This window comes from Janthinobacterium amylolyticum (assembly GCF_051380655.1).
Classification (GTDB): Bacteria; Pseudomonadota; Gammaproteobacteria; order Burkholderiales; family Burkholderiaceae_D; genus Janthinobacterium.
Window position 1 is genome coordinate 56,950 of record NZ_JBNYXL010000014.1, and the last position, 22,943, is coordinate 79,892.

22 protein-coding genes and 2 tRNA genes are annotated in these 22,943 nt (G+C 63.3%); 14 read left to right on the forward strand and 10 right to left on the reverse strand.

Annotated elements, in window-relative coordinates:
- Nucleotides 1-59: 59 nt before the first annotated feature.
- Nucleotides 60-404, reverse strand: a complete 345-nt coding sequence (locus ACQ4WR_RS25480; protein ID WP_102295072.1) for an ArsR/SmtB family transcription factor — start codon at nucleotides 402-404, stop codon at nucleotides 60-62.
- Between the two features lie 106 nt (nucleotides 405-510).
- Here ACQ4WR_RS25480 and ACQ4WR_RS25485 point away from each other — a divergent pair, with 106 nt between their 5' ends.
- Nucleotides 511-1,599, forward strand: a complete 1,089-nt coding sequence (locus tag ACQ4WR_RS25485; protein WP_436490769.1) for an NADH:flavin oxidoreductase/NADH oxidase — start codon at nucleotides 511-513, stop codon at nucleotides 1,597-1,599.
- Here the strand turns inward: ACQ4WR_RS25485 and ACQ4WR_RS25490 are convergent.
- A complete protein-coding gene (locus tag ACQ4WR_RS25490; RefSeq protein WP_436490701.1) occupies nucleotides 1,593-3,089 on the reverse strand; it encodes an MDR family MFS transporter in 1,497 nt (498 codons plus the stop codon). The genes ACQ4WR_RS25485 and ACQ4WR_RS25490 overlap by 7 nt on opposite strands.
- Entirely contained in the window at nucleotides 3,086-3,544 is a 459-nt protein-coding gene (locus ACQ4WR_RS25495; protein ID WP_436490702.1) for a MarR family winged helix-turn-helix transcriptional regulator, read from the reverse strand. The genes ACQ4WR_RS25490 and ACQ4WR_RS25495 overlap by 4 nt, the downstream gene beginning before the upstream one ends.
- Nucleotides 3,545-3,664: 120 nt before the next feature.
- Here ACQ4WR_RS25495 and ACQ4WR_RS25500 point away from each other — a divergent pair.
- A tRNA-Lys gene (locus ACQ4WR_RS25500) sits at nucleotides 3,665-3,740 on the forward strand.
- 81 nt (nucleotides 3,741-3,821) lie between these two features.
- Nucleotides 3,822-3,897, forward strand: a tRNA-Lys gene (locus ACQ4WR_RS25505).
- Between the two features lie 190 nt (nucleotides 3,898-4,087).
- On the opposite strand, the gene ACQ4WR_RS25510 is transcribed toward ACQ4WR_RS25505, so the two are convergent.
- A complete protein-coding gene (locus tag ACQ4WR_RS25510) occupies nucleotides 4,088-4,855 on the reverse strand; it encodes an AraC family transcriptional regulator (protein ID WP_436490770.1) in 768 nt (255 codons plus the stop codon).
- Nucleotides 4,856-4,921: 66 nt separating this feature from the next.
- On the opposite strand from ACQ4WR_RS25510, the gene ACQ4WR_RS25515 reads away from it, so the two are divergent.
- Together ACQ4WR_RS25515 and ACQ4WR_RS25520 are read left to right on the forward strand one after the other, a co-directional pair.
- The gene (locus ACQ4WR_RS25515) at nucleotides 4,922-5,179 is read left to right on the forward strand and encodes a hypothetical protein (protein ID WP_436490704.1); all 258 of its coding nucleotides are present in this window, start codon (nucleotides 4,922-4,924) and stop codon (nucleotides 5,177-5,179) included.
- Nucleotides 5,180-5,247: 68 nt separating this feature from the next.
- Nucleotides 5,248-5,853, forward strand: coding sequence for an IMPACT family protein (locus ACQ4WR_RS25520; protein WP_436490706.1), 606 nt, complete (start codon nucleotides 5,248-5,250; stop codon nucleotides 5,851-5,853).
- 16 nt (nucleotides 5,854-5,869) lie between these two features.
- On the opposite strand, the gene ACQ4WR_RS25525 is transcribed toward ACQ4WR_RS25520, so the two are convergent.
- From ACQ4WR_RS25525 to ACQ4WR_RS25535, 3 genes are all read right to left on the reverse strand, one after another.
- Entirely contained in the window at nucleotides 5,870-6,352 is a 483-nt protein-coding gene (locus ACQ4WR_RS25525) for a hypothetical protein (RefSeq protein ID WP_436490707.1), read from the reverse strand.
- Between the two features lie 128 nt (nucleotides 6,353-6,480).
- The gene (locus ACQ4WR_RS25530; RefSeq protein ID WP_436490708.1) at nucleotides 6,481-6,870 is read right to left on the reverse strand and encodes a hypothetical protein; all 390 of its coding nucleotides are present in this window, start codon (nucleotides 6,868-6,870) and stop codon (nucleotides 6,481-6,483) included.
- A 9-nt stretch (nucleotides 6,871-6,879) separates the two neighbouring features.
- The gene (locus ACQ4WR_RS25535; protein WP_102295025.1) at nucleotides 6,880-7,257 is read right to left on the reverse strand and encodes a nuclear transport factor 2 family protein; all 378 of its coding nucleotides are present in this window, start codon (nucleotides 7,255-7,257) and stop codon (nucleotides 6,880-6,882) included.
- Nucleotides 7,258-7,527: 270 nt separating this feature from the next.
- On the opposite strand from ACQ4WR_RS25535, the gene ACQ4WR_RS25540 reads away from it, so the two are divergent.
- From ACQ4WR_RS25540 to ACQ4WR_RS25565, 6 genes are all read left to right on the forward strand, one after another.
- Nucleotides 7,528-8,928 (forward strand): L-cystine transporter, encoded by a 1,401-nt coding sequence (locus tag ACQ4WR_RS25540; RefSeq protein WP_436490710.1) that lies wholly within the window; start codon nucleotides 7,528-7,530, stop codon nucleotides 8,926-8,928.
- Nucleotides 8,929-9,014: 86 nt separating this feature from the next.
- Nucleotides 9,015-9,779: a histidine phosphatase family protein gene (locus ACQ4WR_RS25545; protein WP_102295022.1), complete on the forward strand. Its 765-nt coding sequence runs from the start codon at nucleotides 9,015-9,017 to the stop codon at nucleotides 9,777-9,779.
- Between the two features lie 24 nt (nucleotides 9,780-9,803).
- The gene (locus ACQ4WR_RS25550; protein WP_436490712.1) at nucleotides 9,804-10,682 is read left to right on the forward strand and encodes an NAD(P)H-hydrate dehydratase; all 879 of its coding nucleotides are present in this window, start codon (nucleotides 9,804-9,806) and stop codon (nucleotides 10,680-10,682) included.
- 112 nt (nucleotides 10,683-10,794) lie between these two features.
- Entirely contained in the window at nucleotides 10,795-13,317 is a 2,523-nt protein-coding gene (locus ACQ4WR_RS25555; RefSeq protein WP_436490714.1) for a TonB-dependent receptor plug domain-containing protein, read from the forward strand.
- A gap of 15 nt (nucleotides 13,318-13,332) precedes the next feature.
- A complete protein-coding gene (locus ACQ4WR_RS25560; RefSeq protein ID WP_436490717.1) occupies nucleotides 13,333-14,256 on the forward strand; it encodes an SAM hydrolase/SAM-dependent halogenase family protein in 924 nt (307 codons plus the stop codon).
- Nucleotides 14,257-14,495: 239 nt separating this feature from the next.
- The gene (locus ACQ4WR_RS25565) at nucleotides 14,496-14,912 is read left to right on the forward strand and encodes a hypothetical protein (RefSeq protein ID WP_436490718.1); all 417 of its coding nucleotides are present in this window, start codon (nucleotides 14,496-14,498) and stop codon (nucleotides 14,910-14,912) included.
- 98 nt (nucleotides 14,913-15,010) lie between these two features.
- On the opposite strand, the gene ACQ4WR_RS25570 is transcribed toward ACQ4WR_RS25565, so the two are convergent.
- The 3 genes from ACQ4WR_RS25570 to ACQ4WR_RS25580 form a co-directional block, all read right to left on the reverse strand.
- On the reverse strand, nucleotides 15,011-18,226 hold the full coding sequence (locus ACQ4WR_RS25570; protein ID WP_102295017.1) for an efflux RND transporter permease subunit: 3,216 nt from the start codon (nucleotides 18,224-18,226) through the stop codon (nucleotides 15,011-15,013).
- 3 nt (nucleotides 18,227-18,229) lie between these two features.
- Entirely contained in the window at nucleotides 18,230-19,405 is a 1,176-nt protein-coding gene (locus tag ACQ4WR_RS25575) for an efflux RND transporter periplasmic adaptor subunit (protein ID WP_436490720.1), read from the reverse strand.
- Between the two features lie 259 nt (nucleotides 19,406-19,664).
- Complete coding sequence (locus tag ACQ4WR_RS25580; protein ID WP_102295013.1) at nucleotides 19,665-20,090, reverse strand: divergent PAP2 family protein; 426 nt, start codon at nucleotides 20,088-20,090, stop codon at nucleotides 19,665-19,667.
- 246 nt (nucleotides 20,091-20,336) lie between these two features.
- On the opposite strand from ACQ4WR_RS25580, the gene ACQ4WR_RS25585 reads away from it, so the two are divergent.
- The 3 genes from ACQ4WR_RS25585 (at nucleotide 20,337) to ACQ4WR_RS25595 (ending at nucleotide 22,915) form a co-directional block, all read left to right on the forward strand.
- Complete coding sequence (locus tag ACQ4WR_RS25585; RefSeq protein WP_102295012.1) at nucleotides 20,337-21,419, forward strand: DUF475 domain-containing protein; 1,083 nt, start codon at nucleotides 20,337-20,339, stop codon at nucleotides 21,417-21,419.
- A 139-nt stretch (nucleotides 21,420-21,558) separates the two neighbouring features.
- A complete protein-coding gene (locus tag ACQ4WR_RS25590; RefSeq protein ID WP_436490722.1) occupies nucleotides 21,559-22,134 on the forward strand; it encodes a TerD family protein in 576 nt (191 codons plus the stop codon).
- A 64-nt stretch (nucleotides 22,135-22,198) separates the two neighbouring features.
- Nucleotides 22,199-22,915, forward strand: a complete 717-nt coding sequence (locus ACQ4WR_RS25595; RefSeq protein ID WP_436477283.1) for a TIGR00266 family protein — start codon at nucleotides 22,199-22,201, stop codon at nucleotides 22,913-22,915.
- Nucleotides 22,916-22,943: the final 28 nt, after the last annotated feature.

The following is a 22,943-nucleotide window of genomic DNA, read 5'->3' on the forward strand; positions in this document are numbered from 1 at the left end:
AGGATTTACCGAAAGGCCGACATCATAGCCGAGCCTGGCAAATGGCGGGGCACGGAAGCTCAGGCGGCGGCCTGCCCGCCAGCCTCGCCGGCCATCGCGGCCTGCGGCTGCTGCGCCAGGATGGCATCGAGCAAGCCAGGAAAACGGCTCTCGATATCGGCGCGGCGCAGGGTGTTCATGTGCGTGGTGCCAACGTTCTCCGTGCACACCAGGCCCGCTTCGCGCAAGACCTTGAAATGGTGGGAGACGGTCGATTTCGGCCGTCCGCCATCGAGGTCGCCGCACGCGGCCGCCTCCACGCGGGCCAGGTGGCGCACGATGTCGAGGCGGATGGAATCGCTCAAGGCGTAGAGGACGCGCTCGAGGACGAATTCGCTGGCGGGAGGATGTTTGTGTGGACGCATGAGCAGAATCATACCGCATCGGCTATACTTATTCCATTCTTCGAATATTTACGAACTACCGAACCAGCTCCATCCTATTTTTATGTCAACCAACACAAAGGCCACCATGTCCGCCCTCTTCCAGCCCTACACCCTCAAAGACATCACCGTGCGCAACCGCATCGCCGTGCCGCCCATGTGCCAGTACATGGCCGTCGATGGCGTGGCCAATGACTGGCATTTGTCGCATTACGCGGGCATGGCCCGTGGCGGCGCCGGCTTGGTGATCGTCGAAGCAACGGCCGTGGCGCCGGAAGGCCGCATCACGCCCGGCTGCACCGGCATCTGGAACGATGATCTGGCGCAAGCCTTCGTGCCTGTCGTGAAAGCCATCAAGGCGGCCGGCTCCGTGCCCGGCATCCAGATCGCCCACGCGGGCCGCAAGGCCAGCGCCAACCGCCCATGGGAAGGCGATGACCATATCGTGGAAGGCGACGCGCGCGGCTGGCAAACCATCGCCCCGTCCGCCATCGCCTTTGGCGGCGGCCTGCCGAAAGTGCCACGCGTCATGGACCTCGACGATATCGCCCGCGTGAAACAGAATTTCGTCGACGCCGCCGTGCGCGCCCGCGAAGTGGGCTTCGAGTGGCTGGAACTGCACTTTGCCCACGGCTACCTGGCGCAAAGTTTCTTCTCGGCCCACTCGAACCAGCGCGACGACATCTATGGCGGCAGCCTGGAAAACCGCAGCCGCTTCCTGCTGGAAACATTGAAAGCCGTGCGTGAAGTGTGGCCCGAACACCTGCCGCTGACAATCCGCTTTGGCGTGCTGGAATTCGATGGCCGCGACGAGCAGACCCTGCTCGAATCGATCGGCCTGGTACGCCAGTTCAAGGATGCCGGCATGGACATGATCAGCGTCAGCATGGGCTTCACGATTCCCGACGTCTCGATTCCATGGGGTCCGGCATTCATGGGCCCGATCGCCGAACGCGTGCGTCGCGAAGCGGGCGTTCCCGTTTCGTCCGCCTGGGGCTTCGGCACGCCGGCCATCGCCGAGCGCGTCGTCAAGGAAGAACAGCTGGACCTGGTGATGGTGGGCAAGGCGCACCTGGCCAATCCGCACTGGGCATACTTTGCCGCCAAGGAACTGGGCGTCGAACGCGCCTCGTGGACCCTGCCGGCACCCTACGCCCACTGGCTGGAACGCTACTGATCGGCCGTCGCCTTTTGCGTTGCCGGATGCCCCTCCAGGGGCAGTTCCGGCAGGAACAGCAGGAAGATCAGCCCCACCAGCAGCAACACGGCGCCGGCGCCAAACACGCTGGCAATGGCGTGGCGATACACTTCCACCGTCTGCGCCTGCGCCGCGTGCGCGCCCAGCGCCGAGACGGCTTCCACGCCATGCTGGTGCAACTGGTGCGCGAGGATGGCGCCGGACGCCGTCACGCCCAGCAAGCCGCCCAGCGAGCGGAAGAAGGCCAGCATGGCCGTGCCCACGCCGCGCCGCGCCAGCGGCAAGGCATTTTGCACGGCAATCGTCATGTTCGGCATCACCAGTCCCAGCCCCGTGCCGAGGAAGAAAATGGCCGGCTCGATGATCCAGTAGCCCTGCGACGTTTCCATGGCCCAGGCCAGCACGGCAAACGCCACGACTGCCACAGCCAGCCCTATCACCTGCACCATCTTGTACTTGCCCGAGCGCGACAGCACCCTGCCGTTGAACATCGACGACGCCACCAGGCCCACCATCATCGCTACCGTCATCACGCCGGACTCGGCGGGACTCGTCCCCATCACCAGCTGGAAGAACAGGGGAAAGAAAACGCTGGCGCCCATCAGGCCCATGAAGGTCACGGCCATCACCAGGCTGGCGATATTGAAGGTGCGGTTGCCGAACAGGTCGGGCGGCAGCACGGGTTCATCCACCCGCCCCACGTGGACGGCCAGCCAGATACCCAGCAGCACGGCCAGGCCGCCGCATACCTTGATGGCCAGCGCATCCCACGGCCACTCCGTGCCGCCCAGCGCCAGCACCAGCAGCGCCGCCGTGATGGCGCCCGTCAGCAAGGTGGAACCCAGATAATCGATCTGGTGCGCATGCGTGCGCACGGGTTTGCGCATGGCGCGCGCGATGATGTAGAAGGCGACCGCGCCCACGGGCAGGTTCACATAGAAAATCCAGTGCCACGACAGCGCATCCGTGATGACGCCGCCCAATACCGGCCCCAGCACGCTGGTGACGGCAAACACGATGGGCACCATGCCCTGCCGCTTGCCGCGCTCGGCCGGCGGCACGATATCGCCGATGATGATCTGCGCCAGCGGCATGAAGCCGCCCGCGCCCAAGCCCTGGATGGCACGGAAGATGATCAGTTCCGTCATGTTCTGCGCCAGTCCGCACAGCACCGAGCCGAGCAAAAAGGTCAGCAGGGCCGTGAAGATCATCGGGCGGCGGCCATACTGGTCGGCCAACTTGCCATACAGCGGCATGGTGGCCGTCGAGGCCAGCACATAGGCCGTGACCACCCACGACAGATGCGCCATGCCGCCCAGGTCATCGACGATGCGCGGCAAGGCCGTGGCGACAATGCTCTGGTCCAGCGCGCCAAGGCCCAGCACGGCCATCAGGCCGAGATAGGTGGCACGCACTTCGCGTTCCGTCAGCGGCGCTTCCGCGCCCGCAGTTTTGCCGGCGGTGCTCATGCCTGTCCAATCTCGAGCAGCGGCTGCATGGCGGCGGCCAGCGCCTCCATCTGCTGCGGCGACAGGCGGGCGATGCGCCGCGCCAGCGCATCGCGGCGGCGCGCGCGCAGGGTTTCCAGGACGGCCAGGCCTTGCGCGGACACTTGCAGGCCCGAGCGGCGCCGGTCTTGCGGATCGGGCGCGCCGCGCTCGACCAGCCCCGCTTCTTCGAGCGACTTGACCTGCGCGCTGACGGTCGGCCCGCGCACGTTCTGCAGGCGCGCCAGCGCGGCCACGCCGATGCCGGGCTGCTCGTGGATCAGGGCCAGCAGCATGTACTGCATCATCGACACGCCGCCCTCCAGTTCGCCCCCTTCGCGCTGCATGGTGCGCAGCAGGCGCTTGAACGCCGTGCGCAATTCATCGGACAGCGCCAGCGCGCGCTCGGGGATGGGAAGGTCTTCGGTAGTGGACATGGGAATATATAAGTAGGTAGGCTATCTACCTATATTATGCCGTCTCCGCGCGCTCTGCAAGGCTTTTTTCCATCCTTGCCCTTCCCAAAACCGCCTTTGGCCGTCATAATAGCCGCCCTTGGGTCGTTAGCTCAGCTGGTAGAGCAGCGGACTTTTAATCCGTTGGTCGCAGGTTCGAATCCCGCACGGCCTACCAAGAATTTGTGGCATGCTTGCAAGCCTTCATGGCAAGCACATGCCGCACAGCGTTACCGCAGTTCAGTTGTAAAAAGTTTTTGGGTCGTTAGCTCAGCTGGTAGAGCAGCGGACTTTTAATCCGTTGGTCGCAGGTTCGAATCCCGCACGGCCTACCAAATACGTCAGAAAAGCCAACCGTCCGCGGTTGGCTTTTTTGTTTTCTGGTTCATTTCTGACCCTCTAGCCGATTTCACCCAGCTTCACACATGATCACGCAGGCCTTGCTCCGGAAATTGTATTCTTAAGTAATCCATAGGACATGAGCATGCTAAGACTAATAATCTTGCGCGTGAATTATCAGATTATTCACATAACACCATACCTCCCCGGCGTCACGCCCATCACCCGCTTGAACATGGCGATGAAGGCGCTGACCGTGTCGTAACCCAGGTCCAGCGCAATGGTCGTGACTGGCTGGCCGGTCGCCAGCAGTTCCAGGGCGCGCAGGATGCGGGCGCGCTGGCGCCAGGCCGAGGGCGTAAAGCCGGTCTCGGCCGTAAAACGGCGCGCCAGGGTGCGCGGCGAGACGCCGGCCCAGGTGGCCAGCGCTTCCACGCCCCGCTCGTCGGCCAAGTCATCGAGGATGGCGCGGGCCACGCGCAGCAGGCGCGGGTCCGTGGGCAGGGGCAAGCCGAAGGATTCATGCGGTAAGGCGGTGATTTCGTCGAGGATCACGCCTGCCACCCGCTCCTGCCGCGCGTCCAGCGCGCCATCGCCCCAGGTGCTGGCGCGACCCACGGCTTCGCGCAGCAGGCCGGAAACACGCATCACGCAAGGCGCGGCGGGCAAGCTTGCGCAACTGTCCTCGTCCACATACACGCTCCAACCCGCGAACGGTCCGTGCGAGCGCAGCGCATGGACATGATGGGGCGGCATCCACACGCAGTGACTGGCCGGCACGACCCACTGCCCGCTGTCGGCAGCCACGGAGAGCAAGCCCTGGACTGCGCCGAACAGCTGCCCGCTGGCGTGGTGATGCGGCGGCGTTACCCGCTCCTGCGGCTGGGAAATGCGCAAGGCACGCAGCAATAACTGCGGCGGCAAGATTGACTGATTTGGCGTATCGATGGTCATAAATAACGCAGACAAGACAATTTCGCCATCATACAGTGGAGTCTTTCAATACTTCAGGAGTTCACCATGCGTGCGGAAGACCTTTTACCGGATGAGCAAAACGAGGGGCAGTTCAATGGCGTCAGCGTGCGCAAGGGCACGGTGGGCGCCTTCCTGGGCAATGCCAGGCGATGGCTGGACGAGTCCGGCAGCAGCGTTGAGCGAAGCACTGCCGAGCGCGACATCCTCGACGCCTTGCCTGCCTTGCACGCGCTGGGGCTGTTCGACATTCTGCAGGTGCGCGATACCCGGCTGCGCGAACTGTTGGCCAAAGCTGGGGCATAGCCAGCCCCTGGCTCGTCCCGGGCGCGCATTTCCTCTATCATGCTGCTTTGCCCGCCCTTGCTCCCGCCATGCCGTTTACCATTGCCACCCCCGTCCACAGCGAACTGATCATCAAGAAAAGCCGTTTCATTGGCTGCGTGCAGCCGATGACGGACCGCGCCAGCGCGCAGCAGGTGGTCAATGACTTGAAGGCGCAGCATCCGGGCGCCTGCCATGTGTGCTGGGCGCTGCTGGCGGGCGGACAGTCGGCGGCCGTCGATGATGGGGAGCCGAGCGGCACGGCCGGGCGGCCCATGCTCGACGTGCTGCGCCACCAGGACCTGGAAGGCGTGCTGGCCACTGTCGTGCGTTATTTTGGCGGGATCAAGCTGGGGGCCGGCGGCCTGGTGCGGGCCTACACGGACAGCGTGGCGCAGGCGCTGCTGCAAGCGGAAAAGACGGCCATCGTGCGTCAGCGCACCCTGCGCTGCACGCTGCCTTACGCGATGGAAGGCATGCTGCGCCGCGAACTCGATGCGGCCGGCGCCACCTTGCTGAGCGTGACGCATAGCGACATCGTGCTGTTCGAGTTCAGCCTGCCGGAAACGGCGGCCACCGCCCTGCTGGCCCATCTGGAGGAAGCCGGCAATGGGCGCATTGCCTGGCTGGCTGCCGAGGACGAAGACCCGGGCTGACTGAAACGAAGGCCGCTTATTGCACGCGGCGTACTTTCGGCGAGTTGTTCGTGCCTTCCACCTTCAGGAAGTAGGTGCCGATAAAATTGCGTTCCACAGTGATCTTCGGATTGGTCATCGGCGCCAGCACGGCGGAGCTGCCATCGATGATGCGCCACACCTGGCCATTGCTCAATTTGATCAGCTCATTGCCGCTCCAGCCGTCGAACTTGCCGGCGATGCTGCTGCTGATCGACTTGTTTTCTTCCGGCTCGGCCGATTTTGGCGCCTTCACCGCTTCCATGCCAAAGTTTTGCTCGCGCTGCTGTGGCGTCGGCGCGGCAACCACGGCCGCTGCGGCGGCCACGGGGGCGGCCACCCTGGCGGCGCCGCTCAATGGAATGGCGTCATAGCATTTCACGCGGCTGGGCACATCGTTCAGGGAACGGCATTGCAACAGCGCGGCATCATCAGCCACGGCGGCGCCCGATACCAACAACAACAAAAAGAGAGCTTTCATTGACATTCTTTCAAAAGTAATGGAGTTGCGCCAGGCAGGCTGATTGCCATGCTTGTGGAAACCGATTATATCGATAGCGGGCAGCCGTGGCATGATGATCTTGCCGCGGCATGCAGGCTTGCCACAGTTCAGGGTCCGCGCGGGCGCTTGATCTGCAACAAAATGAAATGCGTCCAGGCCAGCGCCGGCAACACCACCAGCACCAGCGCCAGGCCGGCCGGCATGTCCGGCACGAAACGCACGAAGCAGGCAAGGAAAGCGGCGATGGCCAGCCAGAAGCGCCAGTTGAAGGCATACGCCTTGCGCGCCACGGTGGCCAGCGCGATGCGCCAGAATTCCAGCAAGGCCCACAGGCCGCCCGTCAGCAGCAGGGCCGCCAGCGCGTTGGCGCCGGGCGCCTCGGCCCAGGTGCGCACCAGCTGGTACAGCAGCACGGGGTAGCTGGCCGTCACGGCCAGCGTGGCGGGCCCGGCGGCAATCACAGCTTCCAGCAGCTGCCCTTTGGAACGATGATCCACTGCCACTCCTTACGCCACCACGCCCGAATGGGCGGCGATCACTTGCAGCGCGCCAGCCTCATCCTGCGCCCATACGCGCGTAAAACGGAAGTCGCCATGCGTTTCCACGTCGTGATAGCTGCCCGTCAGCTGCATGCGCACGGAGACCACGGCCACGTTGCCATTGATGCGCACATGGCGCTCGGAAGCGCGCAGATCCGTGATGGTCAGCAGGCGCTGCTCGTGCGCGGCCAGGTCCGCATGCTTGCTCAGCAAGTGGCCCAGGTGATTCGTAAACAGCAAGTCGTCCGCCAGCAGGACAGTCAGCTCGGCCACGTCGGATGCCATCATGGCCTGGCGCAGGCGCTCTTCCGCATCCAGCACTTGTACTTCCGTCAAAGCATTCATTGTTTTCCTTATTAAAATAACGCGCGCCATATTAGCAAACGGAAAAGCATGCTGGCATGAAATGGCCAGATGCACAATCATCCCAAAGGCTTATCGCTGCGCTTATGCCTGTGGGGAATATTCATATAGCGTAATATTCGCAGCGGCATGGCGCAGAACGCCCCCATAGTACTGTACAGTGCTTGCCCTTCCGCCCCAGGCTGGGGCAGGCGTTAGCTGTAGTACAGTTGCTTTCTGCAGTCTCGAATAAAACCAAGATAAGGCCCACTCATGGCAATTAACATCATCCTGAACCTGCTCGTTGCGTTGATCGTCTTCGCCTTCATGTTCCACCAGCAACGCAAGCACGCCACCTTCACCCTGCGCGTGTTCACGGGCCTGGGCCTGGGCGTGCTGCTGGGCGCGGCCGTGCAATGGCTGTACGGCGCCGGTTCGCCCATCATCGCGGGCACCAATGAATACATCGATATCGTCGGCAGCGGCTATGTGAAACTGCTGCAGATGATCATCATGCCGCTGATCATGGTTTCCATCATCTCCGCCATTCTGAAGCTCAAGGACGCCAGTTCGCTGGGCAAGATCAGCGCGCTGACCATCGGCACCCTGCTCATCACCACCACGGTCGCCGCCGCGATCGGCATCCTGATGGCCAAGCTGTTCGGCCTGACGGCTGTCGGCCTGACGTCAAGCGCCGCCGAAGTGGCGCGCGGCGTGCAGCTGCAAGGCTCGCTGGAAACGGCGAAAGCCCTGTCGCTGCCGAAACTGCTGGTCAGCTTCGTGCCGACCAACCCCTTCCTCGACATGACGGGCGCGCGCAAGACCTCGACCATCGCCGTGGTGGTGTTCTCCATCTTCATCGGCATCTCGGCCACCGGCATCGCGGCGAAAAAGCCGGAGATCTTCGCCGCGTTCGAAAGCTTCATGAAAGTGGCGCACGCCATCGTCATGCGCATGGTCACCCTGGTGCTGCGCCTGACGCCGTATGGCGTGTTCGCGCTGATGTTTGAAGTGGTGGCCTCGTCGAGCTACACGGACATCTTGAAACTGATCAACTTCGTCGTCGCCTCGTACAGCGCGCTGATACTGATGTTCCTGGTGCACCTGGCCATCATCGCCGGCGTCGGCCTGAACCCGCTGCGCTTCGTGAAGAAAGTCTTCCCCGTGCTGGCTTTCGCGTTCACCTCGCGCACCAGCGCCGGTTCGATCCCGATGAGCGTGCAGACGCAGACGCAGCGCCTGGGCACGCCGGAAGGCATCGCCAACTTCGCCGCCTCGTTCGGCTCGACCATCGGCCAGAATGGCTGCGCCGGCATCTATCCCGCCATGCTGGCCGTGATGATCGCCCCGACAGTCGGCGTTGACCCGTTCACCATCAGTTTCCTGTTGCCATTGCTGGCCATCATCACCATCGGTTCCGTCGGCGTGGCCGGCGTGGGCGGCGGCGCCACGTTTGCCGCGCTGATCGTGCTGTCGGCGATGGACTTGCCCGTCGCGCTGGCCGGCTTGCTGATCTCCGTCGAACCGCTGATCGACATGGGCCGCACGGCCCTGAACGTCAGCGGCTCGATCACGGCCGGCACCGTCACCAGCCGGGTCATGGGACAGACCGACCTGGCCGTCTACAACAGCGACGACGCGCCCGACCTGGACGAAGCGGAACATACGGCTTAAGCCTTCCAGAAAATCCAGCGGCGCGCCGCGCCTTGCCGCTTTCGTCTATATTTATTAACAATAAATGCAGAGGAAGGCGCAAGGCGATGGAACAGAAATGGCCGCAGCAATTGTGGATCGTGCGTCACGGCCAGAGTGCCGGCAACGTGGCGCGCGATGCCGCCGAAGCGGAAAAACAGCTGCTCATCGCCATCGCCGAGCGCGATGTCGATGTCCCTCTCTCGGAACTGGGCGCGCGCCAGGCGCAAGCCCTGGGCGACTGGTTCGCCACCCTCCCCCCTGAACAACAACCGACCGTGGTGCTGTATTCGCCGTATGTGCGAGCACACCAGACGGCGCAGGCCGTGCTGGCACGCCTCGATGCGGACAGCCTGAATGCCGTGGTGGCCGACGAGCGCCTGCGCGAAAAGGAATTCGGCATCCTCGACCGCCTGACAGTGCACGGAATCGCCAGCAAATACCCGGAACTGCACGCGCAGCGCCAGCACGTGGGCAAATTTTATTTCCGCCCGCCCGGTGGCGAAAGCTGGTGCGACGTCATCCTGCGCCTGCGCAGCGTGCTCGACACCATCACGCGCGAATACCGGGGCGAGCGGGTGCTGATCGTCGGCCACCAGGTCATCGTCAACTGCTTGCGCTACCTGCTGGAACGCTGCGACGAGCAGGCCATCCTGGCCATCGACAAGGCGGCCGACGTGCCCAATTGCGGTGTCACCTCGTATGCCTTCAACCCTGCCCTGGGCAAGCATGGCAAGCTGCAGCTGGACCTGTGCAACTTTGTCGCGCCGCTGGAGGCATCGGGCACACCCGTCACGGCCCAGCCCGACATGCCGGCCGCGCCCAAGTCCTAACGTCTTCCCGCCTGGAGATCGAACATGCCCGCCACCGACATCACGCCCGCCCTGCTGCGCTCCTGGCCATTGCCCATGCCTGCCGCCGATGGCGACAAGGAAGTGCGCGGGCATTTGCTGATCGTTGCCGGCTCGGCGGAAATGCCGGGCGCCATCCTGCTGGCGGCCACGGCCGCCCTGCGCGCCGGCGCCGGCAAGCTGACCCTGGCGACGGGCGCGTCGGTGGCACCGCAAGTGGCCATCGCCATGCCGGAAGCGCGCGTTATCGGCCTGGACGAAACAGCGCCGGGCGGCTTCCGGCACGAGGCGCGGCACCAGCTGGCGCCGCTGGCGGGCAAGGTCGATGCCGTGCTCGTCGGCCCAGGCATGTGCGATACGCCCGCCACTTGCGAACTGATGCGCCATTTATTGCCCCTGTTCGCCGGCAGCCGGCTGATCCTTGACGCCTGCGCCATGCAGGTCGTGCGCAAGCCCCCGCATTTCCGCTTCGGGCAGCCGGTACTGCTGACGCCGCACGCGGGCGAGCTGGCGCAACTGATGGGCATCCCGAAAGAGGCCGTGCTGGCCGACCCGCATGCCTGCGCCATGGAAGCGGCGCGGCGCTGGCACGCCATCGTCGCCCTGAAAGGCGCGCTCAGCGTGCTCGCCATGCCCGACGGCACCACCTGGACGCATGCGGGCGGCAATATCGGCCTGGCCATTTCCGGCTCCGGCGACACCCTGGCCGGCATCATCACGGGCCTGGCCGCGCGCGGCGCGCCGCTGGAGCAAGCGTGTGCCTGGGGCATCGCCCTGCATGCGCTGGCGGGGGAACAGCTGGCCTTGCGCTTCGGCATCCTCGGCTACCTGGCGCGCGAAATCCCGGCCGAGATTCCCGCGCTGCTACGCCATCTGGCGGTGTAAAAACAACAGCATAAGCATATCCGGAAAGAATCGTTAGCGCCGGCGGGCGCCTCCCTTAAGCTCATGGCAACTGTTTCCAGACGAACACTAATCGAGCCCAAAGGACACCGCCGTGCAGCCGCGCCATTTCTCCCCGCCAACCCCGCCACCCCCCCCATTCCCCCTTCCCGCCACTCCCCTGCGCGCCATCGTGCTGGCCTGCGCCATGCTGGGCGCACCATCCGCCTGGGCACAGGAGGTACAAAACGCTTCCGCTGAAACGGCCACGGCCACGGCCAGCATCGACCAGGTTACCGTCGTCGGTTCGCGCGCGCGCAACCGCACGGTGTTCGACAGCAGCGTGCCGATCGACCGCTTCGGCGCGCGCGAAGTGGACAACGCGCTGGCATCGGGCGACGTGGGCGCGGCCTTGCAGGCGCTGTCGCCGTCGATCAATTTCCCGCGCATCGAGTCGAGCGGCGCGTCGGACTCCGTGCGCGGCATCCAGCTGCGGGGCCTGGCGCCGGACCAGGTACTGGTGCTGATCAACGGCAAGCGGCGCCACACCAGCGCCGTGCTCGACACGGAAAGCAGCTTTGCCGGCACGGTGCCGGTGGACATCAACGCGATTCCGCCCAACGCCATCGACCATATTGAAATCCTGCGCGATGGCGCCGGCGCCCAGTACGGCAGCGATGCCGTGGCCGGCGTCATCAACATCGTGCTGAAAAAAGCCCGCACGGGCGGCGCCGCGTCCGTCAGCTATGGCGCCAACCACACGCATTTCGACCCCACCGGTGAAACCCTGACGGATGGCCAGAGCGTCATCGTCAACGCCGATTACGGCGTGCCGCTGGGCGAGGCCGGCTACTTCCGTTTCGGCGCGGAAACGCGGCGGCGCTCGCCCACGGAGCGGGCCGGCCCCAGCGATGCGGGCTGGACGTCCTACAATTTCACGCCCGCCGACCAGGCCCTCGATGGCAAGGTACTGTTCAAGTCGGGCGACTCGCGCCAGCGCAACAACTATCTGTTCTACAACACGCAGCTGACCCTGGCCAATGGCCTCGACCTGTACTCGTTCGCCACCCTCAACGAACGCAAGTCCGATGGCAGCGCCTACTTCCGCTACCCGGGCGACCCGTCGAACGTGCCTGCCCTGTATCCGAACGGCTACCGCCCCGTCACCAATGGCGACAAGCGCGACCTGAGCGTGGTGGCCGGCGTGCGCGGCAGCTTGGGCGAATGGAACTGGGACGCCAGCGCGCGCCACGGCAGCGACCGCTTTGACTATGGCGTGCGCCACTCCGTCAACGCCTCGCTGGGCGCGGCCAGCCCCACCAGTTTTCACCTGGCCGGCTTCGACTTCCGCCAGGACGCGCTGAACCTCGACGCCACGCGCAGCCTCGACATCGGCTTGCCCGCGCCCTTGAGCCTGGCGCTGGGCGCGGAATGGATGCGCGAGAGCTACACCAGCTCGGCCGGCGACCCGGCTTCGTACGCGGCCGGCGGCAACACCGATGCGCCACCGGGCGCACAGGCCGGCCCCGGCTTGCGCCCGACGGATACGTATGACGGCAGCCGCCAGATCCGTTCCGTGTATGCGGACGTGGAGACCGACCTCACGCCGCGCCTGCTGCTGGGCGCCGCCGCCCGCTATTCGGACTACAGCGATTTCGGCAGCGCCAGCACGGGCAAGCTGTCGAGCCGCTACAAGGTGACGGACACCTTCCTGGTGCGCGGTTCGCTGTCGAACAGCTTCCGCGCGCCGGCCCTGGTGCAGACGGGTTTCCGTTTCGCCACCCTGAACTTCAATGCGGATGGCACGGCGCTGCAAACGGCGGCCCTGCTGCCGGCCAGCGACCCGCTGGCGCGCAGCTTCGGCGCGCAACAGCTGAAGCCGGAAAAGTCGACCAATGTATCGCTGGGCCTGGCCTGGAAACCGGCGCCCGCCACCAGCCTGACGGTGGACGCCTACGTGATCCGCATCCGCGACCGCATCACGCGGTCGAGCGACTTGCAGAGCGACGCCGTCACCGCCTACCTGGCCGCGAATGGCCGCAGCGACATCCAGTCCGTGGCCTACCTGGCCAACCTGCTCGACACGCGCACAAAAGGCCTGGACGTGGTGCTAAACCATGACCTGGCGTTCGCGTCAGGCAAGCTGAACCTGAATGCGGCCCTGAACCTGAACAAGACCAGCCTGGACAAGGTACGCCAGAGTTCCACGGCGCTGGCCGCCATCGACCCGGACCTGACCCTGCTGACGGAGACGAGTTTATTCCGCATCAGGAACGCCTCGCCAAACAGCAAGCTGATCCTGGGTGCCGACTGGCAGGCGGCGGGCTGGGGCGTGCAGGCGCGCGCCACGCGCTTTGGCGAGCTGAAAGATTTTTCCTATGACAGCGATGCGCCCCTGATCGACGGCATCCCCGCGCAGCGCTTCGGCGCCGTCTGGTCGCTGGACCTGGAAGGCCAGCTCAAACTGGGCAGGCAGCTGACCCTGAGCGTGGGCGGCAACAACATTCTCGACCGCTATCCGCAGCGCGTGCGTGAAACCAACAACGCCACCTATGGCGGCGCCCTGCCCTACAATTTCATCAACCCCATCGGCGTGAACGGCGCGTATTTTTACGCCAAGCTCAGCTATACATTCTAAAAACGGAAAGAGCACATGATCATCAAACGCATTTCTCACCTCGTCGCCGGCGCCTGCCTGAGCGCCCTCATGTTGTCCACCGCGCAAGCCGCGTCCCCGCTGGTGCTGATGACGGACTTCGGCACGGCCGACGGTGCCGTCTCCGCCATGCATGGCGTGGCGTATGGCGTCGATCCCCAGCTCACCATCTCGGATCTGACGCACCAGATTCCCGACTACGATATCTGGCTGGGCGCCTACCGTTTGTACCAGACGGCCAACTACTGGCCGCAAGGCACGGTATTTGTTTCCGTCATCGATCCGGGCGTGGGCACGAACCGCAAGTCGGTGGTGCTGAAAACCAAGGGCGGACGCTACTTCGTCGGGCCCGACAATGGCCTGTTCACCCTGATCGCCGAACGCGATGGCGTGGCCGAGCTGCGTGAAATCGATGAAAAGGTCAACCGCCTGGCCGGCTCAGCCGAGTCGTACACCTTCCATGGCCGCGACGTCTACGCGTATGTGGGTGCGCGCCTGGCCTCGGGCGCCATCAGCTATGAACAGGTGGGACCGCAACTGCCGAGCGAATCGGTGGTCAGGATCGCATATCAAAAGCCTGTGCGCGACGGCAATACCATCCGCGGCATCGTGCCCGTGCTGGACGTCAAGTATGGCAATGTGTGGACGAACATCCCGAAATCCCTGCTCGACGAATTGCAGGTAACACTGCACGATCGGCTGCAAGTACGCATCCTGCATAAAGGCAAGCAGGTAGCCAAGGTCACGGCGCCGTTCGAGCACACGTTTGGCGGCGTCGCCAAGGGCAAGCCCCTGGTCTACCTGAACAGCCTGCTCGACGTGGCCGTGGCCATCAGCCAGGGCGACTTTGCCGCCAAGCACCACATCGAATCGGGTGTGGATTGGGAAGTGGAAGTAAGCAAGGTCCCGGCCGCCAAGTAAGCCGTTTAGACGCGGCCAGGACGTTCTATCCTGGCCCATCCGCCGATTTCCGCTACAGGTTTGCGCTACGTCAAACCAAACGCTCGCCACACCGCGCCAGTGCCGCTCATTTGTAACTGCGGTGAACCTGTGCCCGTCCACCTACTCTAAATTTTGCAAACGATGCCAGCCTTGTTCCAGATGCACTATCTGGCGAGGCATGCTTTTCCACGACAGCATTCCACTGAAAAGGAACAATCATGACGGCTCCACTCCTGACCACCAGCAAGCTCGTTCTCGGTAGCGCCCTCGTCTGTGCGCTGCTGGGCGGATGCAACAAACGCAACGACACCGACACGGGCACCGGTGCCACCACCTCGCCGAACACGACGAACCCGGCAACCGCGCCCGGCACCAGCGGGACCAGCGGCACATCGGGCACCACGACGCCCGATACCACCACACCAGGCACGACGCCGGGCATGACGCCGGGCACCACCAACCCCGATGGCACGACGACGCCGCCAACCACGCCACCGAACGGCACCACGCCGGGTACGGGTACGGGCACAGGAACCGGCACGGGCACGGGCACAGGAACCGGAACGGGAACGGGGACGGGGACGGGAGGTACCGGAACAGGCACGGGTACGACCACGCCGCCACGCACCAGCTAGCATTGCGCCCCAGCCAGCCGCGTGGCAAAAAAAAAGAGCCTTCCGAGGAAGGCTCTTGAAATACCACGGCGCAGCATCAGCTGCGCCTTGGCCCGGTATTATTTTTGCAGGCTGACCGATTTCGGCGTGCGGCGTCCCATCAGGAACAGCACGCCTTTCTTCAGCATGCGGTAGACGAAGCGCAGCATCAGCAAGGTCAGCACGCACTCGACGAAGGTCAGGATCATGGCCAGGGCCACTGGCATGCGCGCTGCACGGCGGTGGAACTTGGCCACGGCGCCATCGCGGGCGATTTCGATACTGTCATAGAAGGTCGGCACGACCAGCAGGGTCAGAATCGTCGAAGTGATGGTGCCGCCGATGATGGCGATCGCCAGCGGACGGTAGAACTCGCCGCCCTCGCCCAGCCCCAGCGCCACGGGGAACATGCCGGCGATCAGCGCAAACGTCGTCATCAGGATAGGGCGCAAGCGCATGCGGCCCGCATACATCAGCGCGTCTTCGCGGCCATGGCCTTCTTCCTCGCGCTTGCGCGCCGCGTCCAGCAGCAGGATGGCATTCTTGGCCACCAGTCCCATCAGCATGATAATGCCGATAAAACTCATCAGGTTGAGGGTGTTATTCGTGATCACCAGCGCCACCACCACACCAATCAAACTCAGCGGCAAGGACATCATCACGGCCACGGGCGCCGTGAACGAACCAAACTGCATCACCAGGATCAAATACATCAGGCCGATACCCATCACCAGCGCGATCAGCATTTCCGTGAACAGCTCTTGCTGGTCCTGTCCGGCACCGCCCAGGGCCAGGCCGTAGCCGGGCGGGAAATCGATCGACTTGGCCAGCTTCATGGCATCCGTGGTCACTTCGCCATTCGAGCGGCCCTGCGCATTGGCCGACACGGTGATCGTGCGCTTGCCATTCTTGTGCTCGATACCGGACGGACCCTTGCCCATGGTAATGGTGGCGATCTGGTCGAGCGGCACCATTTGCGACGTGCCCGTCACGCTGATCGGCAGTCGTTCGATATTCTCCGACGCCACGCGATCATCGGGATGCAGGCGCACGGCCACGTCGCGCGTCTCGCCCGTCGGATCGACCCAGTCGCCCACCTCCACGCCGGCAAACGCCACGCGCAGGGATTGCGCCGCATCATTGACGGAAATACCCATCGAATTGGCCAGACCACGGTTGAGCTCAATCTGCAGCTCGTTCTTCGGATCCTGCTCCGACAGACCCACGTCGACGGCGCCGGGGATCAAACGCATCTTGTCCATGTAGGCATTCGTAATCTCCATCAGCTTGCGCGAATCGGGACCCGTGAATTCCACCTGGATCGGTTTTTGCGAACCATTGCTCAAGTCATCCTGCACCACGTATTCGGCGCCCACCAGGCGCGACATCTTCTCGCGCAGCTCGACCGCAATTTCCTTGGCCGAACGGCTGCGCGTGTTGCGCTTGCCGATATCGACATACACGCGCCCGCCATTGGCGTTGACGGAGCTGTTGGTATCCTTGGTCTCAGGCAAGGTGCGCGCCAGCACGGCCGCCGCTTCCAGTTTCAGGCGCGAATACTCGATGCTGCTCGACGATGGCGTGCGCACATTGATCATCAGATTGCCCGAATCGGAGGCTGGCAGGAAACTCGTGCCGCCGTGCGTCGCATGCAGGGCGATGGCACCCACCAGGCTGCCGAAGGCGATCACGGCCATCCAGCGGCGGTGATGCAAGGCCCAGGCGATGACGTTGCCATAGCGGTCGGCCTGGTGGTCGAACCAGTGATTGAATTTTTCCAACATGCGGCCGATGCCTTTTTTCGGCGCCGCATGTTCCTCGACGGGGTCGCCCCAGAAGGCCGACAGCATGGGGTCGAGCGTAAACGAGATACCCAGGCTGACCAGCACCGAGCAGGTCACTGTCAGGGCGAACGGACGGAACCATTCGCCGGAAATGCCCGGCATGAAGGCCACGGGAATGAAGACGGCGATGATGGAAAACGTCGTCGCCGCCACGGCCATGCCGATCTCGGCCGTGCCTTCCAGCGCCGCCGTGCGGCGGTCCTTGCCCATCTGCATGTGGCGCACGATGTTTTCCCGCACCACGATGGCATCATCGATCAGCACGCCGATGGCCAACGACAAGCCCAGCAAGGTCATGAAGTTCAGGGTAAAGCCGCACAGCCACACGGCAATAAAGGCGGCGATGACGGAGGTCGGCAGGCTCAGCGCCGTGATCAGGGTCGAGCGCCACGAGTTCAGGAACGCATACACGACAAAGATGGTCAGCACGGCGCCCAGCACCAGCGATTCGATCACATTGTTCAGGCTATGCTGGGCATTCTCGCCGCCGTCGCGCGTCACTTGCAGCACGGTGCCTTTCGGCAAGGTCTTGTTGATTTCCGCGACCATGTCGCGGATCTTGTTGGCCACGCTGACGGTGGAGGCGTCGCGCACGCGGGTGATCGAAATGCCCACGTTGGGTTTGCCGCTGCGCACGCTCAGGCTGTTGATCTCGGCAAAGCCGTCCTGAATGGTTGCCACTTGCGCCAGGCGCACGATTTCCTCGCCACGCCGCTTGATCACCACTTGCTCGAAGTCGGACGGCGACTCGATGCGGCCCACCAGGCGGATGCTTTTCTCGTCCAGAATGCCGCGCACCTTGCCCACCGGCGCATTGGTGTTCTGGTTGCGCAAGGCGGTAACGACGTCGCTGACGGACACATTGTATTCACGCAGCTTTTCCGCGCGCAGCAGCACCGACAATTCGCGTTTCAGCGAACCGCCCACATTCACCAGCGCCACGCCATCGACGGCGCGGAAACGGTCCGACAGCACGTCTTCGGCCAGGCGCGAGATTTCCGCGTGGCTTTGCGCGCTCGACGACAGGGCCAGCTGCATGATCGGTTCGGCCGACGGGTCGATGCGCTGCAATATCGGCTCGCGCATTTCCGTCGGCAGCTTGTAGCGCACGGCGGCAATGGCGTTGCGGATATCGTCGGACGCTTCAATCAGGTTCGTCTTGAACGAGAACTGAATGAAGATGCTGGCCGAGCCTTCATTGGCGCTGCTATTGACTTCGGTCACGCCGGAAATGCTTTGCAGCGACTTTTCCAGGCGGTTGACCACTTCGCGCTCGACCGTATCGGGCGATGCGCCAGGGTAAGGAATGCTGACGACGATGAACGGCACTTCGACGTCCGGATTCTGGTTGACGCGCAGTTTCTTGAGCGCCAGCAAGCCGACGCACATCATCGCCAGGATCAGGACGATGGTGGCGGTGGGCCGCTTGATACTGAAATCGGAGAGGAACATGGCTTAGTTTCCTTTCCCGGCAACGGCCGTGCTGCTGCTGGCCACGGCGGCGGCCGGCGTGGCCTTGCTGGCCGTCAACTCCACTTTCTGCCCATCCTTGAAGGTCGAACCGGGCGTGCGCAGCACCGTGTCGCCACTGGCCAGGCCGCTTTGCACTTCCCACTGTCCCGTGCGCACGTCGCGCGCGCCGATGCGCAAGACGGCCTTCTGCAGGGCCTTGTCCTTGATCTTCCACGTGTAGGTCTGGTCGCCCGCCTTGACCAGGGCGGAATCGGGAATCATCAGCGCGCTGACGGTAGCCGCTTCGATGCGCCCTTCCGCATACAGGCCGGCCACGCGCGGCTGTTCCCTGTCATTGAAATCAACCAGCACGGCCACCTGGCGCGTGACGGCGTTGGCGGCAGGATCGACACGACGCACCTTGCCCGCGAAGTCCTGCCCTGGATAACCGTTAATGCGGAACAACACCGGCTGGCCCACCTTGACGACGCCAATCTTGTCGGCCGACACCAGGCCTTCCAGGCGCATGCTGGTGGGATCGATGACGCGGATCAATTCCTTGCCGATTTGCGCCGTGTCGCCATTCGACACCTTGCGCTCGCTCACGATGCCGTCGAACGGCGCGCGCACAAGCGTGCGCTGCAGCTGCTGGCGGGCCTGGGCGGCGCGGCTCTTCGCGGCCGACAAATCGCTTTGCGCATTGTTGCGGCGGATTTCCGCGTCTTCCAGCGCCTGCGTCGAGGTCATGCCCGAGGCGCGCAGGGTTTTCATGCGCTGGAACATGCGTTCGGACTGTTCCAGCACCTGGCTCGAGGCGCGGCTGGCTTCCTCGGCCGAATTGAGGCTGTCGCGGATGGCCGTCTCGTCCAGGCGCACCAGCACATCGCCGCGTTTCACGGCTTCGCCATTTTCCTTCAGCACCTGGATGACCACGGCCGAGACTTCGGCGCGCAGGTCGGCATTGCGCTCAGGCTGCACGGAACCGGTGATCACGGGCCCCGACGCCAGCGCATTGCTCTGGATGGTCAGCACATCTTCCGGCGACACCAGCAAATTGACGCTGGCGCTGGCTTGTTCCTTGGCGTCCTTGCCAGTGCCTTTGCCAGGATCCTTGGACTCTTTGCCACAGGCGGCCAAGGCAGAAGCGATTGCCAGAACGAACAGGGTTTTGCGCAACATGGGTATTTCTCCGGATAGATTGAACCGCCACCAGCCGGACGGCCCGGATAGGGCTGGCAGGCGACAGACAGGCATTTATTTTTATTAAAACCACAAGCGCCAAAGTATCCATGAGCGCATCCGGGCATGTCAATCGGCGGCTTCCTGTAATGCTTTATTGAATGGATGAAACGTAGTTTTTACGCCCTGAAACGCAAAACCCCGCCTTCAGGCGGGGTTTGTTCGCTACCGGCGGCCGTCGCGGGCCGCGCAAAAAATGTTATTTAGCAAAGACAGCGTTGATCAGGAAACCGATCGCCACGCCCGTGCACAGGCCGCCGGTGATTTCCACCAGGGTATGGCCCATGCGCTCGCGCAAGGTCTTGTGCGCGGCGCTGGCCGTTTCCCCCGCCAGGCGGTTGATGGCTGCCGCTTGTTTGCCCACGTGCTGGCGCAGGCTGTTGGCATCGATGATGACGATGAACGCCAAGGTGACGGCCACGCCGAAGGCGGGATGGGCGATGCCTTCGCGCAAGGCGATCAGGGTCGCCATGCTGGACACGACGGCGCTATGGTTGCTGGGAAAGCCGCCATTGCCCACCAGGCCGAACGCCCATTGGCGCGTGCGGGCGCTGTTGATCAGGAATTTGACCGGTCCGACCAGGATCCAGGTAATCAGGGGCGTGACGAGGTAAGCGATATCCACGGGGTTATTCCTTCTTATATGTCTATAAAGTATGTCAGGGGCTGCGGCAGCAAGGCAGCGCGCCGCAATTATCGCAGATCAACCGCGGCAGCAGAACTATGCTTTATCCGCCTACAAAACGCCGGCCATGGCGGCAACTAATATAAAATCATGGCATATACAACAATTGACGTATATCAACACTGGGTGCGGCGCGCAGCGCGGCACTGATAATAAACGTCTTTCCACACTTGCAACGGGGGCCCCATGCGGCATTTCAGAATCTCTTTTTTAGTTACCTTTATTTTGATGGCGGTATCCGGCTGGTGGGGTTACAGCCATGGCGGCGTGCCGGGCATGATCCAGGCCCTGTGGATCACGGGCGTGCTGGGCATCATGGAAGTCTCGCTGTCGTTCGACAATGCCGTCGTCAACGCTTCGGTCTTGCGCCACTGGAATGAATTCTGGCAAAAACTGTTCTTGACGGTGGGTATCCTCGTGGCCGTCTTCGGCATGCGCCTGCTGTTCCCGCTGGTCATCGTCTCCGTCGCCACGGGCCTGGGCCTGGTCGACGTGTGGACCATGGCCACCACCACGCCGGACGTGTATGCCAAGCACCTGACGGACAACCACGCGCAAGTGGCGGCCTTCGGCGGCGCCTTTTTGCTGCTGGTGTTCCTGAACTTCCTGTTTGACGACGAGAAGGAATTGCACTGGCTGGGCTGGGCCGAGGAAAAGGTCAACGCGCTGGGCACGGAAAGCCTGGCCGTGCTCATTACCATGGGCGCCGTGGCCGCCTGCGTGGCCATGGGTCCCGTCGATGAAAAATACAGCGTGCTGGCGTCGGGCATCGTCGGCATCGCCGTCTATATCGGCGTGAACTGGATCAGCGGCTTGCTGGAAGAAGGCGAACCGGACCTGCAGGACGATGAGGAAGAAGGCGCGGCGCCGGCGAAGAACGGCAACGGCGAACTGGTGAAAACGGTGGCGCGCGGCAGCATCGGCGGCTTCCTGTACCTGGAAGTGCTGGATGCATCGTTCAGCTTTGACGGCGTGATCGGCGCTTTTGCCATCACCAATGACGTCGTCATCATCATGCTGGGCCTGGCCATCGGCGCCATGTTCGTGCGTTCGATGACGGTATTCCTGGTGCACAAGGGCACCCTGGACGAATTCGTCTACCTGGAACACGGCGCCCATTACGCGATCGGCATCCTGGCCTTGATCATGCTGGCGTCCGTCAAGTACCATATTCCGGAATGGTTCACGGGCCTGTCTGGCGTGGCCTTCATCCTGGTTTCGCTGTGGTCGTCGCTGCGTTATCGCAAACGGCACGCGGCACAAGCTTGAAATCGGGGGTTTCGCCCCCAGTTGCAAGAGTAATGGCACGAGCGCTTGCGCTCATCCCATGCAGGCATGACAACCGGCCAGCCAGGCATAACACGCCACCGGCCGGTTATTTAAGCTAAATTACTAAAAGGAGTACCACATGGCAATCAGTTTGCAAAAAGGCGGCAACGTCAACCTGAGCAAGGAAGCACCGAACCTGAAGAAGATCATCGTCGGCCTCGGCTGGGATCCTCGTTCGACCGACGGCGCCACCTTCGACCTTGACGGCAGCGCTTTCCTCCTGAAGAGCGACGGCAAAGTCCGTGGCGACTCCGACTTCATCTTCTACAACAACCTGAAGTCGATCGACGGTTCCGTCGTCCACACGGGCGACAACACCACCGGCGAAGGCGAAGGCGACGATGAGCGCATCGAAATCGACCTGTCGCGCGTACCGGCCGACATCGACCGCATCAGCATCACCGTCACCATTCACGACGCCGACGCGCGCCGCCAGAACTTCGGCATGGTTTCCAAAGCCTTCATCCGCTGCCTGAACGCGGAAGGCGAAAAAGAAATCGCCCGCTACGACCTGTCCGAAGACAGCTCGACCGAAACGGCGATGATCTTTGGCGAGATCTACCGCTACAACGGCGAATGGAAATTCAAGGCCATCGGCCAGGGCTTCAACGGCGGCCTGGGCCCATTGGCTCGCTCGTTCGGTGTGAATGCCTAAACGTTTTATGCGCTAAACATAGCCGCCTGGACGTATTCAGGCGGCTTTTTTTTGGAGATTTATCATGCCAGTATTTAGTGTCACCGGCGACGTCGATCCTTTCCTCCACGTCAGCATGAAGCAGGGCGAAACCATCTATTGCGAATCCGACGCGATGGTGATGATGGAAACGGCGCTGGATTTGAAGGGCAAGATGACGGGTGGCCTGGGCAGCGCCATCATGCGCCGTTTCGCCAATGGCGAATCGTTCTTCCAGCAGCACATCGAAGCGGTGCGCGGCAGCGGCGACTGCCTGCTCTCGCCCACCCTGCCGGGCGCCATCGAAGTGATCGACGTGGGCGCGCGCCAGTACCTGCTCAATGACGGCGCCTTTGTCGCCGCCACCTCGGGCACGGAAATGAAGGTGCGCACGCAAAGCATCGGCAACGCCCTGTTCGCGCAGTCGGGCGGCTTCTTCGTCATGGAGACGGCCGGCACCGGGCAAGTGGTGGTGTCGGGCTTCGGCTCGATGTTCCAGCTCGACGTCGAGCCGGGCAAGGATGTCGTGATCGACAATTCCCACGTGGTGTGCTGGGACAATAGCCTGAAATACGAAATTTCCGTGACCACGGGCGGCGGCGCCAGCGGCGGCGGCATCGGCGGTTTCCTCGGCAATATCGTCAACAGCGTCACCAGCGGTGAAGGTATCGTGCTGCGCTTTTCCGGCTCCGGCAAGGTATTTATCTGCTCGCGCAACCGCGATGCGTTCTTAAAATGGACAGCCAGCGGCAAAGCTAGTTAGAGGCACCTGACCAAACCTACTGCGCGTC

Excerpts from the sequence above, each read along its gene's own strand:
- ACQ4WR_RS25585 (WP_102295012.1), top strand. The coding sequence starts at position 20,337 with ATGCGGCATTTCAGAATCTCTTTTTTAGTTACCTTTATTTTGATGGCG.
- ACQ4WR_RS25575 (WP_436490720.1), bottom strand. The coding sequence starts at position 19,405 with ATGTTGCGCAAAACCCTGTTCGTTCTGGCAATCGCTTCTGCCTTGGCC.
- ACQ4WR_RS25480 (WP_102295072.1), bottom strand. The coding sequence starts at position 404 with ATGCGTCCACACAAACATCCTCCCGCCAGCGAATTCGTCCTCGAGCGC.
- ACQ4WR_RS25545 (WP_102295022.1), top strand. The coding sequence starts at position 9,015 with ATGGAACAGAAATGGCCGCAGCAATTGTGGATCGTGCGTCACGGCCAG.
- ACQ4WR_RS25590 (WP_436490722.1), top strand. The coding sequence starts at position 21,559 with ATGGCAATCAGTTTGCAAAAAGGCGGCAACGTCAACCTGAGCAAGGAA.
- ACQ4WR_RS25540 (WP_436490710.1), top strand. The coding sequence starts at position 7,528 with ATGGCAATTAACATCATCCTGAACCTGCTCGTTGCGTTGATCGTCTTC.
- ACQ4WR_RS25520 (WP_436490706.1), top strand. The coding sequence starts at position 5,248 with ATGCCGTTTACCATTGCCACCCCCGTCCACAGCGAACTGATCATCAAG.
- ACQ4WR_RS25490 (WP_436490701.1), bottom strand. The coding sequence starts at position 3,089 with ATGAGCACCGCCGGCAAAACTGCGGGCGCGGAAGCGCCGCTGACGGAA.
- ACQ4WR_RS25485 (WP_436490769.1), top strand. The coding sequence starts at position 511 with ATGTCCGCCCTCTTCCAGCCCTACACCCTCAAAGACATCACCGTGCGC.
- ACQ4WR_RS25560 (WP_436490717.1), top strand. The coding sequence starts at position 13,333 with ATGATCATCAAACGCATTTCTCACCTCGTCGCCGGCGCCTGCCTGAGC.
- ACQ4WR_RS25510 (WP_436490770.1), bottom strand. The coding sequence starts at position 4,855 with ATGACCATCGATACGCCAAATCAGTCAATCTTGCCGCCGCAGTTATTG.
- ACQ4WR_RS25570 (WP_102295017.1), bottom strand. The coding sequence starts at position 18,226 with ATGTTCCTCTCCGATTTCAGTATCAAGCGGCCCACCGCCACCATCGTC.
- ACQ4WR_RS25525 (WP_436490707.1), bottom strand. The coding sequence starts at position 6,352 with ATGAAAGCTCTCTTTTTGTTGTTGTTGGTATCGGGCGCCGCCGTGGCT.
- ACQ4WR_RS25515 (WP_436490704.1), top strand. The coding sequence starts at position 4,922 with ATGCGTGCGGAAGACCTTTTACCGGATGAGCAAAACGAGGGGCAGTTC.
- ACQ4WR_RS25495 (WP_436490702.1), bottom strand. The coding sequence starts at position 3,544 with ATGTCCACTACCGAAGACCTTCCCATCCCCGAGCGCGCGCTGGCGCTG.
- ACQ4WR_RS25550 (WP_436490712.1), top strand. The coding sequence starts at position 9,804 with ATGCCCGCCACCGACATCACGCCCGCCCTGCTGCGCTCCTGGCCATTG.
- ACQ4WR_RS25595 (WP_436477283.1), top strand. The coding sequence starts at position 22,199 with ATGCCAGTATTTAGTGTCACCGGCGACGTCGATCCTTTCCTCCACGTC.
- ACQ4WR_RS25565 (WP_436490718.1), top strand. The coding sequence starts at position 14,496 with ATGACGGCTCCACTCCTGACCACCAGCAAGCTCGTTCTCGGTAGCGCC.
- ACQ4WR_RS25535 (WP_102295025.1), bottom strand. The coding sequence starts at position 7,257 with ATGAATGCTTTGACGGAAGTACAAGTGCTGGATGCGGAAGAGCGCCTG.